The 19,663-nt window shown below is 44.3% G+C and carries 13 protein-coding genes; 10 read left to right on the top strand and 3 right to left on the bottom strand.

Features of this window, described 5'->3' with window-relative positions:
• Window positions 1-44: 44 nt before the first annotated feature.
• The 5 genes from K08M4_RS21255 (at window position 45) to K08M4_RS21235 (ending at window position 6,892) form a co-directional block, all read left to right on the top strand.
• On the top strand, window positions 45-1,031 hold the full coding sequence (locus K08M4_RS21255) for a carbohydrate ABC transporter permease (RefSeq protein WP_009846152.1): 987 nt from the start codon (window positions 45-47) through the stop codon (window positions 1,029-1,031).
• Window position 1,032: 1 nt separating this feature from the next.
• On the top strand, window positions 1,033-1,926 hold the full coding sequence (locus K08M4_RS21250; RefSeq protein ID WP_009846153.1) for a carbohydrate ABC transporter permease: 894 nt from the start codon (window positions 1,033-1,035) through the stop codon (window positions 1,924-1,926).
• Window positions 1,927-1,943: 17 nt separating this feature from the next.
• The gene (locus tag K08M4_RS21245; RefSeq protein WP_086051383.1) at window positions 1,944-3,293 is read left to right on the top strand and encodes a GH1 family beta-glucosidase; all 1,350 of its coding nucleotides are present in this window, start codon (window positions 1,944-1,946) and stop codon (window positions 3,291-3,293) included.
• A complete protein-coding gene (locus tag K08M4_RS21240; protein ID WP_009846155.1) occupies window positions 3,293-4,384 on the top strand; it encodes an ABC transporter ATP-binding protein in 1,092 nt (363 codons plus the stop codon). Before K08M4_RS21245 ends, K08M4_RS21240 begins: the two co-directional genes overlap by 1 nt.
• A gap of 93 nt (window positions 4,385-4,477) precedes the next feature.
• The gene (locus K08M4_RS21235; protein ID WP_086051382.1) at window positions 4,478-6,892 is read left to right on the top strand and encodes a glycoside hydrolase family 94 protein; all 2,415 of its coding nucleotides are present in this window, start codon (window positions 4,478-4,480) and stop codon (window positions 6,890-6,892) included.
• 125 nt (window positions 6,893-7,017) lie between these two features.
• On the opposite strand, the gene K08M4_RS21230 is transcribed toward K08M4_RS21235, so the two are convergent.
• The gene (locus K08M4_RS21230; protein WP_086051381.1) at window positions 7,018-7,965 is read right to left on the bottom strand and encodes an aldose 1-epimerase; all 948 of its coding nucleotides are present in this window, start codon (window positions 7,963-7,965) and stop codon (window positions 7,018-7,020) included.
• Between the two features lie 65 nt (window positions 7,966-8,030).
• Here K08M4_RS21230 and K08M4_RS21225 point away from each other — a divergent pair, with 65 nt between their 5' ends.
• The 4 genes from K08M4_RS21225 (at window position 8,031) to K08M4_RS21210 (ending at window position 14,473) form a co-directional block, all read left to right on the top strand.
• Complete coding sequence (locus K08M4_RS21225) at window positions 8,031-11,105, top strand: GH116 family glycosyl hydrolase (RefSeq protein WP_086051380.1); 3,075 nt, start codon at window positions 8,031-8,033, stop codon at window positions 11,103-11,105.
• Window positions 11,106-11,201: 96 nt separating this feature from the next.
• A complete protein-coding gene (locus tag K08M4_RS21220) occupies window positions 11,202-12,215 on the top strand; it encodes a LacI family DNA-binding transcriptional regulator (RefSeq protein ID WP_086051379.1) in 1,014 nt (337 codons plus the stop codon).
• A gap of 502 nt (window positions 12,216-12,717) precedes the next feature.
• A complete protein-coding gene (locus K08M4_RS21215; protein ID WP_086051378.1) occupies window positions 12,718-13,209 on the top strand; it encodes a hypothetical protein in 492 nt (163 codons plus the stop codon).
• 121 nt (window positions 13,210-13,330) lie between these two features.
• Window positions 13,331-14,473 carry a PIN domain-containing protein gene (locus K08M4_RS21210; RefSeq protein ID WP_086051377.1) on the top strand — a complete coding sequence of 381 codons (1,143 nt, stop codon included), beginning with the start codon at window positions 13,331-13,333 and terminating at the stop codon, window positions 14,471-14,473.
• A gap of 362 nt (window positions 14,474-14,835) precedes the next feature.
• Here the strand turns inward: K08M4_RS21210 and K08M4_RS21205 are convergent, their stop codons facing one another.
• Window positions 14,836-16,464: an ABC transporter ATP-binding protein gene (locus K08M4_RS21205; protein ID WP_086051376.1), complete on the bottom strand. Its 1,629-nt coding sequence runs from the start codon at window positions 16,462-16,464 to the stop codon at window positions 14,836-14,838.
• A 12-nt stretch (window positions 16,465-16,476) separates the two neighbouring features.
• Window positions 16,477-16,971 (bottom strand): hypothetical protein, encoded by a 495-nt coding sequence (locus K08M4_RS21200; RefSeq protein ID WP_009846166.1) that lies wholly within the window; start codon window positions 16,969-16,971, stop codon window positions 16,477-16,479.
• Between the two features lie 240 nt (window positions 16,972-17,211).
• Between K08M4_RS21200 and K08M4_RS21195 the strand changes: the two genes are divergently transcribed.
• Window positions 17,212-19,572, top strand: a complete 2,361-nt coding sequence (locus K08M4_RS21195; protein ID WP_086051375.1) for a Lon protease family protein — start codon at window positions 17,212-17,214, stop codon at window positions 19,570-19,572.
• Window positions 19,573-19,663 lie beyond the last annotated feature (91 nt).

Here is a 19,663-nt window from a genome sequence, read left to right as displayed (position 1 = left end):
GAGGAAGCGTGGATAACGCGCTTCCTTTTTAAGAGGTCGTTACTATGAATCATACAGCGAGCACAACGATAGAACCTGCGGACAAAAGCCTTTTTTCTCGTCTAAATTTGAAAGCGCTTACACCGTATGGATTTCTTCTGCCGTTTCTGATCATTTTTTCTGTATTTGGGATCTTCCCGCTGTTGTTCTCTGTTTACCTGTCGTTCCACGAGTGGAACCCGGTAAGAGGCATGGATGCGATGGAGTTCGTTGGTTTTGAGAACTATCACATTGCTTTAACGGACCCATGGCTATGGCGTTCATTGAAGAACACGCTTTGGCTAGCGATTACTTCAGGCGTGGCTCAGCACTTAGTCGCTATTCCAGTGGCTTACATGTTGGTTTCAATGGGTGACCGTATGCGTCACTGGCTAACATCAGCGTACTTTCTACCGTTCATCACATCAACGGTCGCAGCGTCACTGATTTTCTTCAATATGTACTCTCCTAACTCAGGAATTATTAACCAAACGCTGATGGCTCTGGCCGATAGCACGCTGTTTGGTTGGGCATTCGCTTGGGTTAACGATTTCCAACCAATCCGTTGGTTAGACGATGCCACTATGGTGAAGCCGTCTATCGCAATCATGGTTTTCTGGAAATACACCGGTTTTAACATCGTCCTTTACACCACGGGTTTAATGACGATTCCTAAAGACATCTTAGAAGCTGCACGTATGGATGGTGCCAATGCCTTCCGCCGCTTCTGGAATATTTCACTACCAATGATTCGTCCATTCATCTTCTTTGCTATCACGATGACCATCATCGGTAACCTGCAAATGTTTGAAGAACCGTTCGTACTAACACGTGGTACAGGTGGTACTGGCCAATCTGGTTTAACTATCTCGATGTACCTCTACAAAGTGGGTTGGGAATGGCTAGAAATGGGCACAGCATCTGCTATCTCGTGGTTACTGTTTGCACTCATCGCGACTTGTACATTGGTTCAATTTTTACTCTTCGGTAAGAAAGGCTTAGGGGAACATTAAGATGTCGACATCAATTAAGACAAATACCTCACCACTAAGTGGACTGATACCAAGCGAACGCAGCATGTTCATTCTGACTAAGATCTTGATGGTCATGTTAGGCATCTTACTGGTTGTTTCAGCGCTGATTACAGTCTTTCCATTTGTATGGTCGGCACTGCTATCAACTCGTGACCGTTCTGAAATTTTCGGTACGGGCATTAGCTTTGCGATTGGCGATAGCCTGGCGATTAACTACGCCAAATTGCTTGAAATCATGCCGTTTTGGAAAGCGATGTTTAACTCGATTTACGTGGCTTTCTTAGGCACCACCATCTCGCTGCTGTTTTGTAGCATGGGTGGCTACGCGTTTGCTGTGTTTAAGTTCCGCGGTAAGAACGTGTTGTTCGGCATGCTGGTTGGCTCAATGGCGATCCCGCCGGTGCTTAGCTTGATCCCTTACTTCATGATCGTGAAATTCTTAGGCTTGCTGGATAACCACATGGCGGTATGGCTACCGTTCACCACCACACCATTTGGTATCTTCTTGATGCGTCAGCACGTGATTGCATCGATTCCAAAAGAGCTACTTGAAGCGGCGAAATTGGATGGTGCTGGTGAGTTCAGAACGTACTGGAGTGTGGTATTGCCACTGATGAAGCCTGCCTTAGCAACACTGGCTATCGTTCAGTTCGTTTTCTTCTGGAACATGTTTATGCAGCCTCTCGTGGTGCTTAACAACCCAGATAATTACGTGATTACACAGGCGCTACGAAGCGTTCAAGGCATTCCGAATACGCCATGGGGCGCGGTAATGCTAGGCACCACAATTTCTATTTTACCGCTCGTGATTACTTACCTGTTCGCATCGAAACAGATGATCAGTGGTTTAACGTCCGGCGCAGTCAAAGGTTAGGTTTAAGGGTTATAACAATGAATAAATATCAACTTCCAAGTGATTCAAAGTTACGCAGTAAGGAATTTGTATTCGGTGTCGCGACATCTTCATACCAAATTGAAGGCGGCGTTGAAGAGGGCGGTCGTACACCCTCTATCTGGGACACTTTCTGCAAGACGCCGGGCAAGGTCGATAACGGCGACAATGGTGATGTGGCGTGTGACCACTACCACTTATGGAAACAAGATATCGAGATGATTCAAGGCTTAGGCGTTGATGCTTACCGTCTCTCTATTGCATGGCCGCGCATCCTGCCGCAAGACGGTGTGGTGAATCAGCAAGGCCTAGAGTTTTACGGTCAGATCATCGACGAGTGTCATGCTCGCGGCATGAAAGTGTATGTGACTTTGTACCACTGGGATCTACCGCAATATCTTGAAGATAAGGGTGGCTGGTTAAACCGCGAAACGTCTTATCAATTCGCAGAATACGCAGAAGTGGTGAGCAAATACTTTGGTGACAACATCGATGTGTACACCACGCTCAATGAACCGTTTGTTTCTGCATTCCTAGGTTACCGTTGGGGCGAACACGCGCCAGGTATCAAAGGTGAAAAAGAGGGTTACCTAGCATCTCACCACCTAATGTTGGCACACGGTTTGGCAATGCCGATCCTTCGCAAGAATGCACCTCATGCTAAGCATGGTGTGGTATTCAACGCGACGCCAGCTTACCCGCTGACGCCACAAGACCAAGGTGCAGCCGACTACTGTGAAGCGGAAAACTACCACTGGTTTATCGACCCAGTATTGAAGGGCGAATACCCACAGTTGGTGGTTGAACGCCAAGCGATGAACATGCCTATGATCCTTGAAGGTGACTTAGACATCATCAGCGCACCTGTCGATTACATTGGCATCAACTACTACACACGCAATGTCGCTCGCTTCAATGAGAACGGCGATATTGAATCGGTGAAACAAACTGAAGCTGAACACACTTACATTGGCTGGGAGATCAACCCACAAGGTCTAACCGACTTATTGGTAAGACTGGATGCTCGTTACGAAAATATGCCACCTATCTACATCACAGAGAATGGTGCTGCAGGTAACGACGAGCGCGTTAACGGACAAGTGATGGATGAGCAACGAGTTCGTTATTTCCAAGGTCATATCGAAGCGGTTCACAACGCCGTTGAAGCGGGCGTGAAAGTCGACGGTTACTTCGCTTGGAGCCTGATGGATAACTTTGAGTGGGCATTCGGCTACTGCCAGCGTTTTGGCATTGTCCATGTTGACTACACCACCCAAGAAAGAACATTGAAACAGAGCGCAATTGCGTACCGAAATATGCTGCTAGAGCGCGCTGAGGAGAACAGATAATGGCTAAAGTAGAATTTAAGAACATCAAAAAATCATTCGGTGATGTTGAAGTCGTCAAAGAGTTTGATTTTACGGTTGAAGACGGTGAGTTCGTGGTTTTCCTTGGCCCATCTGGCTGTGGTAAATCGACAACGCTACGCATGCTGGCTGGCCTTGAAAGTATCAGTTCTGGTGACATCGTGGTTGGCGGCAAGCTGATGAATAAAGTCGACGCGAAAGACCGTGACTTAGCGATGGTATTCCAAAGCTACGCACTGTATCCGCACATGACCGTTTACGAGAACATCGCCTTTGCTCTTAAACTGAAGGGCATGCCAAAAGCAGAAATCGACGTAGAAGTGCTAAAAGCGGCGAAAATGCTAGAGCTTGATCCACTACTGAATCGTAAGCCAAAAGAGCTTTCTGGTGGCCAGCGTCAGCGTGTGGCAATGGGCCGTGCGATGGTTCGTACGCCGAAGGTTTTCTTGTTTGATGAGCCGTTATCTAACCTCGATGCAAAACTTCGTGGCGTGATGCGTGAAGAGATCAAACACCTACACCGTGAACTTAAAACCACCACGATCTACGTAACCCACGATCAGATCGAAGCGATGACACTGGCGGATCGTATCGTGATCCTGAAAGACGGTTATGTCGCTCAAGTTGGTACACCAACCGAGGTGTTCCAGCGTCCCGCAAACAAGTTTGTCGCGCAATTCATTGGTAACCCGTCAATGAACATGTTGGAAGCAAAACTGATTGAAAAAGAAGGCGAGTACTTCGTTGAAATTGGCGATGTTCATATCCCACTGCCTGAGCGCTTTAAGTCTCTGGCGTCTAAGAACCTAGCTCTGCATTTTGGTGTTCGTCCAACAGACATTCACCTACGTGCCGAGCAAGTTGATCACGACCGCGTGCTGCCATTCCCTGTGAAAATCAAAGACAAGGAATTACTGGGCGCAAGCATTCTTCTGAAAACAGAAATTGGCGGTCAACCGTTGATGGTTGAAACCCAAGCGGCTGAAGTCGATGTAAAAGATCTGACGCTTTACTTGGATTTGGATGCTTTCCACTTGTTCGATGCTCTGAGTGAGAACTCGCTAGCGAGCTAGCCAGTCAATTTAAGTCAGTCATTGAGCTGACACCAACCAACTTACGACAAATTGTTTTGGCTCCTCCTGATTTGGGAGGGGCTAGGGATAGTGATGATGAAATTCGGATATTTTGACGATAAAAACAAAGAATACGTAGCAACCACACCGTGTACACCGATCAAATGGTGTAACTATGTGGGCACATTAGATTTCGGTGGCATTGTTGATAGCAACGGTGGCGTGTTGTTGTGTAAGGGCGATCCTGCGCTCAACCGTATCACTAAGTACATTGCTCAACTGCCAAACTCAGACTTCAAAGGCTCGACCATGTACCTCAAGGTGCGTGATGAAGCGGGCAACGTAGAGGTGTTCTCACCTTTCTACACGCCAACCTTGAAGCCGTTAGATAAGTTTGAAAACCATACCGGTTTGTCATACACCACCATCATTGCAGAAGCATTTGGTGTGCGTTGTGAAGCGACTTTCTTTGTACCGAAAGCTGACCAAGTACTGCTACAAGACATCAAAGTCACCAACATTTCAGACAAAGCACTGCACGTTGATGTGGTGCCTGTTTACGAATTCACGCACTTCGATGCGCTTAAACAGCTACTGAATGCCGATTGGGTTCCACAAACCATGACGCTGAAAGCGCATCAGCAAGAGTCGGGTCATACCGTGCTTGAGCAGTATGCTTTCATGAAGCGTGACTACGCGGTGAACCTGATGACAGCGGATCGCCCTGCGACGTCTTTTGATGGTGATCGCCAATCATTCCTAGGTAATTTGGGCTACGGTACATGGGCAGCACCAGAAGCACTAAACAATGATGAATTAGGCAATACTGAGTGTTTGCGTGGCGACAACATTGGTGCACTGAACCTGCGCCTAGGTTGGTTATCTCCAGAGCAGACAGAGCGTACGATTGTACAAATCGCGCAAGAACAGAGCCTAGAAGCCGCACTTCCTCTGCTGGCTAAATATCGTGACCATCAAGTGGTCGATTCTGCTTTCGCAGAACTGGCTGAACATTGGGATGGTTACCTACAAGCGGTTCAGGTTGAAACGCCAGATCCGGCAATGAATTCAATGCTGAACGTACATAACCCGCGTCAGTGTCACACAACCAAAAACTGGTCTCGTTACCTGTCTCTGTATCAGCTTGGCTATGGAGCTCGTGGTATCGGTTTCCGTGATTCTTCGCAAGACACTTTAGGTGTAATTACTCACATGCCAGAAGAAGCGCGTGAGTTCATTGAGCGTCTGTTATCTGTGCAAAACACCAACGGTTCAGCGATGCACCAGTTCTTCCCATCAACGATGGAAGCGAACGCCGGTGACTCGCGTGAAGAAGAAGATCGCCCAGATTACTACGGTGATGATCACCTGTGGATCATCTACGCGGTGACGCAATATGTGAAAGAAACGGGTAATGCAGACTTCTTGAATAAAGAGATCCCGTTCTATCAAAAAGACAAGGCCGGCAACCCTGTTGAAACGGGAACGGTTTGGAATCACCTGTGCCGTGCGATTGAGTTTACTTACACCAATACTGGTGAGCACGGTCTACCGTTGTTAGGTTTTGCTGACTGGAATGACACGGTGAACCTGCCAACGGGTGCTGAGTCGATGATGGTGGCGAACATGTACGGCAAAGCACTGCTCGACATGTTGGACTTGTGTGAGTTGCGTGGCGAAGTGCAACTGACAGCTAAGTTTAAAGATCAGTACCAACAGATGCAGAATACGGTGAATGAATGCGGTTGGGATGGCGAATGGTTTGTGCGTTACTTTGATGAGCAGGGCTTGCCGATTGGTTCTCATAAAAATGAGCAAGGGCAGATCTACACCAATGGTCAAAGCTGGCCTGTAATTTCTGGTTTCGCGACTCAAGAACGTGCCACGCAAGCACTAGATTCGGTTTACAACAAACTAAACACCACCAATGGCATCAAGCTTTCAACTCCTGGTTACAACGGCTTTGATCCACAGCTAGGCGGTGTTTCAACTTACCCACCAGGTGCGAAAGAGAACGGCGGCATCTTCTTGCATTCAAACCCATGGGTGATGATCGCAGAAGCTAAAATGGGCAACGGCGAGCGTGCTTACGAGTACTACCGTCAAATCAACCCGGCTTCTAAGAATGACGACATTGATACCTTTGAATCTGAACCTTACTGTTACCCACAAAATATTCTGGGTGACGAGCACAAACAGTTCGGTTTAGGGCGTAATGCGTGGCTTTCTGGTACATCATCTTGGACATATGTGGCGGGTACGCAATGGATTCTAGGTGTTCGCCCTGAAGTGGATGGCTTGCTGGTGGACCCATGTATTCCTGCTGAGTGGCCTGAGTTCAAAGTACGTCGTCAGTTCCGCGACGCGACATACAACATTCATGTCACCAACCCAAATAACGTGTGCAAGGGTGTGGCACAAATGAAGGTGAATGGTGAGGTGATTGAAGGCAACAAAGCACCGGTATTCACGTCAGGTGAACATACTATTGAGGTTGTTTTAGGTTAAAAAAGAGAAGGGCGCTTTATGCGCCCTTTATTGTTTCTTTAGTTTGCTTCTTTCGTTGTAGTTGTTTCATTAGCAATGCGTTCTCTGAGGGGCTGATTTCGCATTCAGCAGTTGCCTTGATTTGGTTATTTTGGTTGATAGGTGGCTTGGCATAGCCAAGTAAAGGTTTGAGATTGGTTCGGGCTAAGCGTCAATAAGCCAATCTGGTTATTGAATGCATCAGCTGGGCAAGTCATTGGTTCTATTGCAATACTTTGCTCGCTAGTCGGCGTGTACAGCTGAACGAATGGATAGCTTTCATCTTGTTGATAGCGAATAGCGGCAGACGAATCTGAGCGCGTAAACGCAAGTTGATTGGTTGTCTTGGAATCAAATTCAAAGCAATGATTTAAGCTTTGATTAGTCAGTGAATCGTCCAAAGACAAACAGTCAAAAGCCAGTTTTTCACCATTGGGTAGGTCGTTTTCGTGGATGACTTCAGAGCAAGGTGACATAGCGAGTCCACATTGTGCTAGCTCAGTGCCGAGTGAGAAATAAGGATGCCAAGCATCACCGAATGGGAATGCAGAATCACCAAGATTAGAGACGGTCGTTGAGCAAGTGAGTTTACCCGTGATATCGATAGTGAAGGTGACTTCAAGGTTGAACGCAAACGGGAAAGCAGGATGCAAAGACGACGTTTGATATTGCAACGTCACACTGGCGGATTCTTCAGTGGCTACGCTGTTTGTGATTGAAAAAGGTTGGTTGTAGAGCAGGCCATGTACGGCGTGATCAGACCAAGGAAAGTTAGCTGGGAGTTGATGGTTTTGGTCATCGAAACTGTAACGACCTAAGTTTAAACGGTTTGGAAAAGGGAATAATTTAGCACTGCGGGAAAAGAACGGATGTTGGTTGAGCAGTTCATCATAATTCTGATAACCACAAATAAAAGAGAATGGACTGTTGTTGACAATATATTTATTTATAACAGCGCCAAATTCATTGATTATTTGAAGTTCTATACCATGTTGGTGGTTTATTAATGTGACAGAGTCAATATTTCCAAATTTTTCATTTATAATTTTAAACATGTTGATGTCTCCATTTTAAAAAAGATATTAACAAGAAGAAAAAAATATTCAATGGCGGTTTTAAAATGAATAATAAAATTCCATATACGAGTTACTCAGGAAATTCAGAACATCTGTGTAAAAAAGGTGATGCAGTTGAATTTATTCAACCTTGGTACACGCCAATTTCGACTACACCAGAAAATACCGGTATGGCAGTCGGCGGAATTGGTAACACATTTACACTCACACCAAACGGCAACACTCCTAACTTCAGCTTTATTCCGGGAATCTTTGTCGATTGTTCAGAGCAAGTTATTAATTTTAATGATTTTTATGCGTCAGTGATGAATGTGCCAACCATCGACACGCTGCAAGTTCTTAATGAACAAGAGCTAAGCGTTCACCTGAACTTCTATCCTGCTTTGTTTGATGGCAAAAAGATTGAAAGTAGAGAAATGTCGAATGCGATTAGTCTCATTCAAACAGCATTAAAAAATGGTCGATTCTACCAAGAAAATAAAAATAACTTTACAAAATGGAACGTTGAATTTTCAAATAAGACTCAATTGTTGATTGCAGAAGATTCAGGTTCAACTATTTGTCAATTATATGTAGCCTTAGATTTCTTTAATGGTTTATTAATAAATGATACAACGAGATTATTATCACTCACTGCGGGTGATAATAATGATATAGATAGTGTTAATGGCAGTGATATAGAATATCAAGCTTTATATCCACTGGCTGAATATAAATACAGTAGCTTCGACGATATTAATATAAAGCGTAAGGTCGTCTCTCCGATCGTTAAAGAGAACAAACGCCTATGTTCTTTACCGATGCACTGGAATCACTTCGAATTAACCAATAATTCATCGCAACCACGCGTGATTACGCTTGCTCAGCCGCTTCAAAACTTGATTGGCTCAACCTACCAAAAAGGCCGTGATGGCATTCAGGATTCGGCATGTATCTTGTCTCAAAATCCTATCGCTCAGCAGCATGAAGTGGTTAACTTAAAGGGTGAAAGACACAGCTTTACGGGTGTTCAACTGTCTAGCCAATCGCCTTATCAAAGCGATATTGAAGGCGAAGTGGTGTTTGGTGTTCAAGCGGATAATCAATTGACAGAATCTGGCAAGGTGTCGATCTCTGTGAAGCCAACGCTTTATACCTCTAAGACTGCTCAGCAAACAGAGTTCGCACTGAAAACAGGCCGTACCAACGCGGAATTCCAAACAGGAATTTACACAGGGCGTGAAGCGTTGAGCGCATTGGTGGTGGTTCAGGTTGAGCTTGAAGCCGGTGAATCTGTTGACCTGCGTTTTGTACAGGTGATGGCACACAGTAAAGTCATGCTAAATGGTTGGCATTCAGACAAGGCTTACACGCAATTTTACCCGCAAACGCAACCAGCTCTGCCGATGCTAGAAGACGTATTGCCTGAACTCGAAGCGATTGAGCAACAGATCGTGAAGCAACAAACGGCTTTCCTAGAGCAAGCTCAAAGCAAGATATCGCAGCCAGAATCGGCATTGCGTTATGCGACGATGGCGATGAATTCATTGTCCTTCCTAGCCGAATCAACGGTATGGGATAAGGAAGATAAGTTCTTGGTGAAAGAGTGTGTCGACTACCCATTCTTTAACTCTCTTGATGTGTACTTCTATGGCTCATTCTCATTGCTTTATTTGTTGCCTGAGCTTGATGGCTGCGTGATGAAAGAGTTCTCGAAAGCCATTTTGGCGGAAGACTTTACTCAGCGCCGATACTGGGAATATGAAGCGACGCCTAATGCCGAATTGATTGATGACAAGTACCAAGGCGTGCGTGCCATTCGAGGTGCGGTAATCCACGACTTGGGCAGCCCATTCGACATCCAGCCAGATGCTTACAGCTGGCACAACGTGAAAGAATGGAAGGACCTAGCGCCGAAGTACATTCTGATGGTGTACCGCCATTATCAAAACACTCAAGATATCTCTGTGGTTAAAGAGTGCTGGCAAGCCGTAACTGAAAGCATCGATTTCTTATCGAATTTGATCGCTGAAGGTGACGATTTACCACTAACCCGAGGCACAGACGATACCTTTGATAACCTCGCTTCTCATGGCATCTCAATTTACTGTGCGAGCCTTTGGGTTGCTGGCCTGCAAGCGGCGAGTGAACTTGCACAATTGATGGGTGAAAGCGAGCGAGCTACCGGTTACTTAACGCGTTCTAAAAAGGCGTTGGCAACGGTTGAACAAAGTTTGTGGGATGACAAAGAGGGTTACTACCACTTCTTCGTGACGCCAGTTCAAGCCAAGCATTTAACGGGTGAAGGCTACCAAGCACTGGAAACCTTAGGCCTGACTTTGACGGGTGATGCGATTGCTGACAAGAACACGCTCAATGCCTATTTAAATGAAACGGATACTTCTATCAATATCAGTAAGGCATCTCAAAGAGTCTCTAAGAAATGCTTGCTGAGTGAGACCGCACCTCAAGCCTTTACTCAAGAATATCTAGAACTAGTACCTGATTCCGATAACAGTTTTGGTGATACCTTGTTGGCCGACAGCTACCTAAAACTCATCGGCTTGGAAGGCATTTTCCCACAACAGAACATCCAACGCGCATTGGACTATGTTTATAAGCACAACTTTGAAATTAATAGTCCTAAGTTGGGTGTTGCGAATATGACGTTAGCCGACGGTTCACCACATGAAGCATTTCAGGCACAAGATGTGTGGATTGGTGTTCAGTTTAGCGTGGCAACGGCGTTGAACTTAGCGGGGAAATCGCAACAAGCAGAAACATTGATGGATACTGTGTATACCGCGCTCTATGACTATTCGAAAATTCCATTTGCAGCGCCAGAGGGATTCAATTGCTCTGTGTCTGTCAATGAGAAAGATCTTATAGAAGTATTTAAAGTGTCGCAAAATGATGCGAAAAACTGGCTAAGTGTACTTAAATGTCAAAAGTGTGTGCTGTCTGACGGTCGTATCAACCCAACATTAACGAAAGATACTGACAGTTTTGTTAAAATGATGGGCGGTGAAATTCCGCTAGAAAAGCTGGCAGGCTTACACAAATGGCTATTGAGTACTGGCTTGAAATATACGGCTGGCCGCTACTTTAGACCGGGGATGATCTTCGCCTACTTGTATTAACTTAATGACACAAGCTTCAGCTAAAGCAGTGGTATGTAGGTTGAAATTGACGGGAAGCTTCAAGCTCCCCGAATGTCACTTGATTAGGGTATCGAGATGCGCACTAAAACAAAAAAAACAACAGTATACGATGTAGCAAGATTGGCTGGTGTTTCTCCCAGTACCGTGTCTCGCTTCCTTAATCGAACCACTTATGTGTCGGACGATAAAAGCCAAAACATTGAGCAAGCCATTAAAGACACGGGCTACAAACCTAACTTCCAAATGCAAGAAAACACCAACCGACGCTCGCTTACTATTGGTGTCTTGGTGCAACACCCTGACAGCCCCTACACCAGTCGTATCCTCAACGACATGGAGAAAACTCTGATCGCTCAAGGCTATTCATTAGTGATCGCGACAGGGCATTGGCAGAAAAAGTTAGAAATGCACGCGTTGGAGTATCTAGCAAAAAGTAACGTAGATGGCATGATCATCGTGACAGGAAGCATTACTCAGGAAGAAATTGCCAAGTACGCACAAGACATTCCTATCGTGATGGTTGGCTACGATTTTGTTGAGAATAACGTCCGCGCCATCAATATTGATAACGTGTTGGGTGGGTACATGGCAACCCTACATTTACTGCAACAAGGACATGTGAACATTGCTCATATTAAAGGGCTATCAAGCCAACCTGATGCGGGTAATCGTTTTGAAGGCTATAAGAAAGCACTTCAAGAGGCAGGTATTAAAGTGATGCCAAAACTCGTTAAGCAGGGTGATTTCAGTAGTGAATCTGGTTACGAGAAAACGGTCGAGTTGATTGAATCTAAGGTTCACTTCTCTGCTTTGTTTGCTGCCAATGATCAAACCGCTTACGGCGCTATTAAGGCGTTGCATGATCACGGTTATAAAGTGCCAGAAGATGTGTCGGTGATTGGGTTTGATGACTTGCCTACGTCTAAGTATTTCACGCCCGCGTTAACAACATTAAGGCAGCCGATTGAAGAGATTGGCGAGGTGTGTGCTCAGTCGATCTTGAACTTGTTATCTGGCGAGAGGCATGAGGCTCGATTGCCACCGATTGATTTAATCGTCAGAGAGTCGACCAAGTCTCTGTATCGTTAATTTCAAGGCAAGCATCAAGGTGGTGCGCCCATGATGATTCGTATTGATGTCAATGCAGGGCATGGGGCAGGTAAGCTAAAGCACTTCTGTCCCAAAGTGAGCCAGAGAGGGATTGAACTTAGTTTGAAACCCTGCAACTTGCCTTACTTTTCCTCATGCCTAGAGTTCCAACAATGTAGCTAAATGTTCTGATCCACAATCAGACTAACCTTCAATCACAATTACGCACGAATATGTTGTTCACTATTTCTAAGCTATTAAATAATTGAGAACTAAAGGGAAGTTTTTGATTGATAATATGCCTTGAATTGGGAGCAATATTTGCTTGCACGGTTTTCAACCAGAAATCAGATTCAAACTGAATTATACGTATAATTTCAGTTTGTTAGATGGGATTTTTGAGATATTCTGAATACATGAATTCGTGCTGGCACGATATTAAAATGTTATGTGTCAACGCATTCATTTTTTAGTGTCGCGACAAGTTATTATTGAGGTGTATATGATTGATCCAACAGATTGGATATGTAGTAAAGAAAGCACTTATTCAAATCTAAGCCCTGAAGAAAAAAAAGCGATAAGCGAATTTTTTCTGATCTGGAGCTACTTCGAATCTCAAGTTTTAAACTGTAGTGCTAATAGAACGAGTTTTTTTAATTTGGCGACCAATTTGCAAAATTCTGGAAAAATTTCAGAGATTGGTTTGAATGAACTCGTTACCTATTTTAAGGAACGCTACCTTTCTGGTGGAAGCTTCAATGACAGGTACGCTGCATTAGAGTTAGAAAAAAGTAGAAACCCGCCTGAAGTAGATTCGATGTTGTTAGAGGATTCTACGGATCAAATTACTAAACTCGTTGGGTGTCTATTCGTGGTTTATCGCTTCAGAAATAACTTGTTCCACGGTCCTAAATGGCGCTATAAACTTTCTGAACAAGAAAGCAATATGACTAAAGCTTGTCAATTCATGATTAAAATTATAGACAACGCATAACAAAGCAATTGCGTCGGATTCCATACGCGTGCCGACTTACTTAAGCTTAGACATAGCACGTGTATGTCACCGATTATTTCGGCGTTAGGCGAATCGATAATTTGGAGTATCCAGAAATAAAATGATTAAAATTCTTTTAGATACCAACATTCTGCATCAGGAAGGTTTGCAATCATCTCGATTCCAAGTTTTACAGAGACTGATCAAAAGTGATGCAATTTGCTTAGTTATTCCTGAAATGGTACTGAAGGAATATAAAAGTAAAAGACAAGACCAAGCTGAAGGTGAATTGAAGAAACTAAACTCAGCATTAGACAATCTAAATAGAAAATCTATTTTGGATAAAGATAAGTTTGTCGTAAGACAGTTTACAAATTTTGTGTCATCGTCAATAAAAGAAGCAGATCGATTCGTAGATACATGGGTAGAAGATAATAAGGTTTTGGTGCCATTAATCTCGGATACTTCAATTGATGATGTCTTTAAATCTTACTTTTCTGGAACAGGGGCGTTCCGTAATAAAAAGCAAAGAGAAGACATCCCAGATGCTGTGATTTTAGATGCTATAAACAAGCTGGCGAAAGAAGGTGAGTTGTTTGTTGTTGCCAAAGATGGCGCATTAATTGAAGCAATAAAAGACATCGATAATGTAGTCCTTTTTAAAGACCTCACTGACGTAATCAGAATCCCGCAGCTGAAAGCAACTCTTGATGAACTGAACGCAAGTGAAAGAAAAGTCACATCTATAATAGAAACTCTTTCAACGTCTGATTCTAGCTATGAGATTTCTCAGTATCTAACGGACAACTATCTAGTTGAAGTCGAAGGCTTTTATGATGAAGACTTTGTAGAGCTACCATATGACCTTAGTAATATTGAGCTAACTGAACATGAAGTGCATGTTCGGAATTTAAAGGAAATTTTTGTCGATTACCCTCGCTACTTGGGTAATGGAAAATTTGCGTATGTGCTTGCTGCTGAATGTGAAGCAGAACTGTCATTTTATTGTGAAAATGATGCGTATGAATCACTCTCATATGAATATCGAAAAGCGCTCTCGAAATCTGAAATTGAAGAATCAAGCAAAGTTAGAGTGACAGGTAGCATCGAGGTTGTGTTTAAGGGGGTTGTGGAGTTAAGTGGCATCGAAACCGATATTGAAACAAGCCAGCTCCAAGTGCATTTGTCGTATCTTGGCGCCGAGAAAAGTAATATCAGTTGTGATGTAAGCCTAGAAAAGCTAGAGGTGCAGGACATTTACTAAATTCGCCTAACAAGCATTTAAGGTTTCAAGATACTTTTTCTAATCAGGCAGAAGCTTGTTAGTGCAATAGTTCTAGCACGTTTGTGTCCAAAAATGAGTTGAGCGAATCTGCTCTGCTACTATGACCCGACTATCAGCTAACCCTGTTTAAAGTCCGTCAACTTGAGCAGACCTTCATAATCACTGGCTCGAATCACTGAGTTGATTTTTCATATACGCCAGAAACGAAAAATGCCGCATCCATGCGACATTTTTCTTTTGGCGGCCAAACCAGTTTTTGCTATATCCATTCTAGATTTCAATCCATTAGGAGATTATTCAGAATGTACTTATAAGACGCTGTTAATGTTGATTAGTTCCCTTCACGCGGCATTTTTTTTCGATTTATTTTCTAAGTCGAATGACGCTGCGATTAATTTCTTGGTGTAGTCATTTTTCGGTGCATTGAAAATCTCTTCTGCAGACCCTTCTTCCATCACTTCACCTTTCTGCATCACCAATACACGATCCGATAAGGCTTTGACTACCGAAAGGTCGTGGCTGATGAATAGGAAGCCGATATTGTGCTTGGCTTGAATGTCTTTTAGCAGGTCAATCACCGTCAGTTGTACAGAGCGATCGAGTGCTGAAGTCGGTTCATCCAATAGAATGAAAGATGGTTCAAGAATCAACGCGCGAGCAATCGCAATACGTTGTCTTTGTCCGCCCGAGAACTCATGTGGATAGCGGTTAATTGAATTGGGTTCTAAGCGAACCTCAATCAATGCTTTGCGAGCTCGTTCTAATCTTTCTTTCTTGGATAGATGAGGTTGATGTACCGTTAAACCTTCAGTGATGATTTCCCCAACGGTCATACGTGGTGATAAAGAACCATAAGGGTCTTGGAATACCATCTGTACATCTTTCTTGAGATTGTGACGTTCTTTGTCGGTTAACAAACTCACGTCTTGGCCTTTGTAAACAATACGCCCTGTACTTGGCAGCAAGCCGATTAGTGCGCGTCCTAGTGTTGATTTACCTGAGCCAGATTCACCGACAATACCTAATGTTTCGCCTTGTTTCAGGGTCAATGAGATGCCTTTTACGGCTTCGAAATATTGACTCTTACTCTTAATGAAGTGGGATTTCACCAAGAATTGAACACGGATATCATCGGCACACAGTAGCTCTGGCGCCGATGCTTCTACAGGAACCTTAGCGCCTTTCGGAATTGAGTTGATCAGCATGCGTGTGTAATCGTGCTTAGGATTTTCGAATAGCTCTTGAGTGAGTCCTTCTTCGACCAATTCCCCTTTACACATCACGAGTACTCGGTCGGCAAAGTGTTTCACTACACCGAGATCATGGGTAATGAACAAAATCGCCATGCCCATCTTGCTTTGAATTTCTTTGATAAGAGAAAGCACTTCAGCCTGAACTGTTACATCTAAAGCCGTAGTCGGTTCGTCTGCAATCAGAATGTCTGGTTCGTTGATCAGAGCCATTGCGATCATGATGCGTTGCAACTGACCGCCTGAAAACTCATGTGGGTATTTGTTGTATGCCTGTTCTGGCATTGGTAAGTGTACAAGGTCGAAAAGTTCGAGTACACGCTGTTTCGCTTGAGGTTTCGATACATTACGATGACACATAATGGCTTCCGCCACTTGAGTGCCCACGCGTAAGTATGGGTTGAGAGAGGTCATTGGTTCTTGAAAGATCATTCCGATCCTGTCACCACGAATTGACTGCATCTCTCGTTCAGTCTTTTTGAGTATCGACTGACCTTCAAATTCGATTTCCGATTGAGCATCGATAATGGCGTTGTCAGGAAGCAAACGCATCAAAGCGTTGGAAGAGACAGATTTACCTGAACCCGATTCGCCAACAATGGCCAAGGTTTCACTAGAATTAAGAGTAAAGTTAATCTTTTTTACCGCATCAATGATTCCATCATTGGTTATGAATTTAACGGAGAGATTATTAACTTTAAGAATGGCCCGGTCCGACATGATATATCCTTATCAATTTAAGACATTAGGTGAAGATTGAACTTCTGAAGTGGTTTTAAGTTGCCCAAAATGGTGATGAGCGCGTTGAATTTGTTCTAGCTCGAGCATCCAATGTGAGCTGCGCTGAGCACTGCAAAATGCGATCAGGTGATTGAGTAAATCTTCGCTCTGCTTTTCCAATAACCTAAAGGTACGTTGAATCAACTCTGTACCTTCAAGAGAGATAAATTGCATCAATGCATAAGATTGGTTCAAGGTATCGAAGGCTTGTTGCTGTTGGCCTAAACGATTGAGAATCTCTGATTGAGCGACACTGGCGTCTCTAAGGCCTGAAATTAAGCAAGCAAACTGGCAGGGTTTGATGTCACTTTGGTATGCCGCGTTTTGGATGTGATGAGGAAGAGAGGTGAGAACATCATTATAGAGGCGCTGTGCTTCGGGCCAATGACCTTGTTCCATTAACTGTTCAGCTTTTAGGTAGTGCATCCAGCAGCGTTCAATTTCCATGTCCACATCCTTAATTTTAAATATCCCAAAATGTTAATGATATTTATTATCAATTGCAAATTAAAATCATTCACACGTTAAGTTGGTGAATTGAATCTCTGATTAATGCTAAAAACGAGGTAAATTGAGTGTTATTTGTTCAGTTGAACAGCTGTGCAGCGTAAGTCACTAAATTTATAGGTAATTACATCTACACTGATTTTATCTACACCCAAGTAATGAAGGACTAAGGAGGCGGCGATGGCGATGCAAAGACTCAATACAGAACAGCTGTATAAGGTAGCGGAACTCGATAAGCTACCATGTAAGTCGACCAAAGAACTGGCTCCAATTGACGAAATCGTCGGGCAAGAACGTGCACAAAAGGCCGTTGAGTTCGCGATGTCAATCAAGGAAAAGGGTTACAACATTTATGCGATAGGGCGAAATGGTTTGGGTAAGCGCACCATGATTTTGCGCTATTTAAACCGACACACTCAAGAGGTCCAAGAGCTTTTTGATTGGTGTTATATCGCGAACTTTGAAGATATTCGCACACCGAAGGTACTCAAGTTACCACGTGGCGTGGGCAGCAGCTTAAAGCAAGACATTGAAAAGCTGATGCGTAAATTGCTTAAAGCCATGCCGCTCGCATTCGACAATGAGATGTACTTTAGCCGTGCAGATAGGCTTAAAAACCAATTGGCCACGAAGCAACAAGCTGCGCTCGAAACAATTAGCCAAGAAGCGAAAGACAAGGGCATCAACCTGACGATCACGACTCAGGGGGATTACCAGTTTGTCGCAATGAATGGGGATGATCTTCATACCGAAGAGAGCTTCGATCTACTTTCGCCGGAAGAGCAAGACCAGTTCGATAAAACCATTGATGGATTGGAAGTGGGCCTACGAACCATTTCTCGCGAGCTGACCGAGCTTGAAGAGACGTATACCGAGAAAATTCAAAAGCTTAATGATGATACGGCGCGAGATGTGATCACGCACTTCATCAAGCAGTTGAAGCAAGACTACAGCCAATATCCAGATATCAAAAAGTACCTGACGGCACTGCGTAAAGACATTGTCGACAACGCAGATATTTTCTTGGAAGAGAGCACAGAGCAAGCAGAAGTTGCGACCGCCTCTTTGGATAAGAAAATGCCACGTCGTTACAAGGTTAACGTGATTGTGAGCCAGAAGGAGGAGACGCTGCCGATCGTGGTTGAAGAGAATCCGAATTATCACTCTCTGTTTGGCTATGTCGAGACGGCAACGTTTAAAGGCACTGTATTTACGGACTTCTCATTAATCCGTGCCGGTAGCTTACATAGAGCCAATGGCGGCGTATTGCTGATGGATGCCGTGAAAGTACTTGAACAACCTTATGTGTGGGAAGGCTTGAAGCGCGCGCTACGTTCGCGTCAATTGAGCTTCACGTCATTAGAAAAAGAGGTCACGTTAACGGGTGCGGTATCGCTTGATCCAGAGCCTATTCCATTGGATGTGAAGATCATTTTGTTTGGTGATTATCGAACTTACCAACTGCTGCAACACTACGATGCGGAGTTTGGTGAATTGTTCCGTGTGACGGCCGATTTTGAAGATGAGATGAAGCGTACTGCGGATTCTGAAATGCATTACGCACGCTTCATTTCAAGCATCGTGCACGACAACAACATGCTGCATTGTGACCGTAAAGCGATTGCTCGCATTATTGAGCACAGCTCTCGTCAGGCGGGTGACCAAAGTAAGTTGTCGCTACACTCGGCACACATTGCCAACCTACTTCGTGAGTCAAACTACGTGGCGAAAGGGGCGAAGTCGAACCTGATTCGTGCTACGCATGTCGACCAGGCGCTATCTAACCAACAGATGCGTGTCGGGCGACTGCAAGACAGCGTAATGGAAACCTTCACCAACGGTACAACACTGATTCATGTGGATGGTCAGGCGGTTGGACAGGTCAATGCGCTGTCTGTACTCAGTACGACTGATCATATGTTTGGCGCACCGAACCGGATCACGGCAACCACGGCTTATGGTGACGGTGAAGTGATTGATATCGAGAGAAACGTAGACCTAGGTGGCAGTATTCACTCGAAAGGGGTGATGATCTTATCGGCTTACCTTTCTTCGGTATTTGGTAAGACAGCGAAAGTACCGCTTACGACCAATATCACCTTCGAACAATCGTATGGTGGCGTTGATGGTGATAGCGCGAGTATGGCCGAGTTCTGTGCGGTGGTGTCTGCATTCTCTAAGCAGCCAAACCGTCAAGACATCGCGATTACCGGTTCGATGAACCAGTTCGGTGAGTCCCAGCCAATAGGTGGTGTGAACGAGAAAATTGAAGGCTTCTTTGATGTGTGCGAAATCAAAGGACGTTCAAATGAGCAAGGGGTGATCATCCCACGTTCAAATGTTCACAATTTGATGCTGCGTAATGACATCGTAAAAGCGGTTGAAAAGGGCGAGTTTAATATTTGGGCTATCGACCATGTGACCGAAGCGATTGAGCTGTTTACAGGCAAAGCCGCCGGTGAGGCGAGTGACGAGGGGAGCTATCCAATCGATACTATCTTCGGTATCGCTCAAGCTAAACTCAATGCGCTACGCAAATAGCTTAATGCCTAAGGTAAACTAACCAAACAACGGTTAAGCGTAAATGAAAAACAGCCATCGATATTCTCGATGGCTGTTTTTTTTTGGGTTC

Source organism: Vibrio syngnathi (genome assembly GCF_002119525.1).
GTDB lineage: Bacteria > Pseudomonadota > Gammaproteobacteria > Enterobacterales > Vibrionaceae > Vibrio > Vibrio syngnathi.
This window is presented reverse-complemented; position numbering and strand designations above follow the sequence as displayed.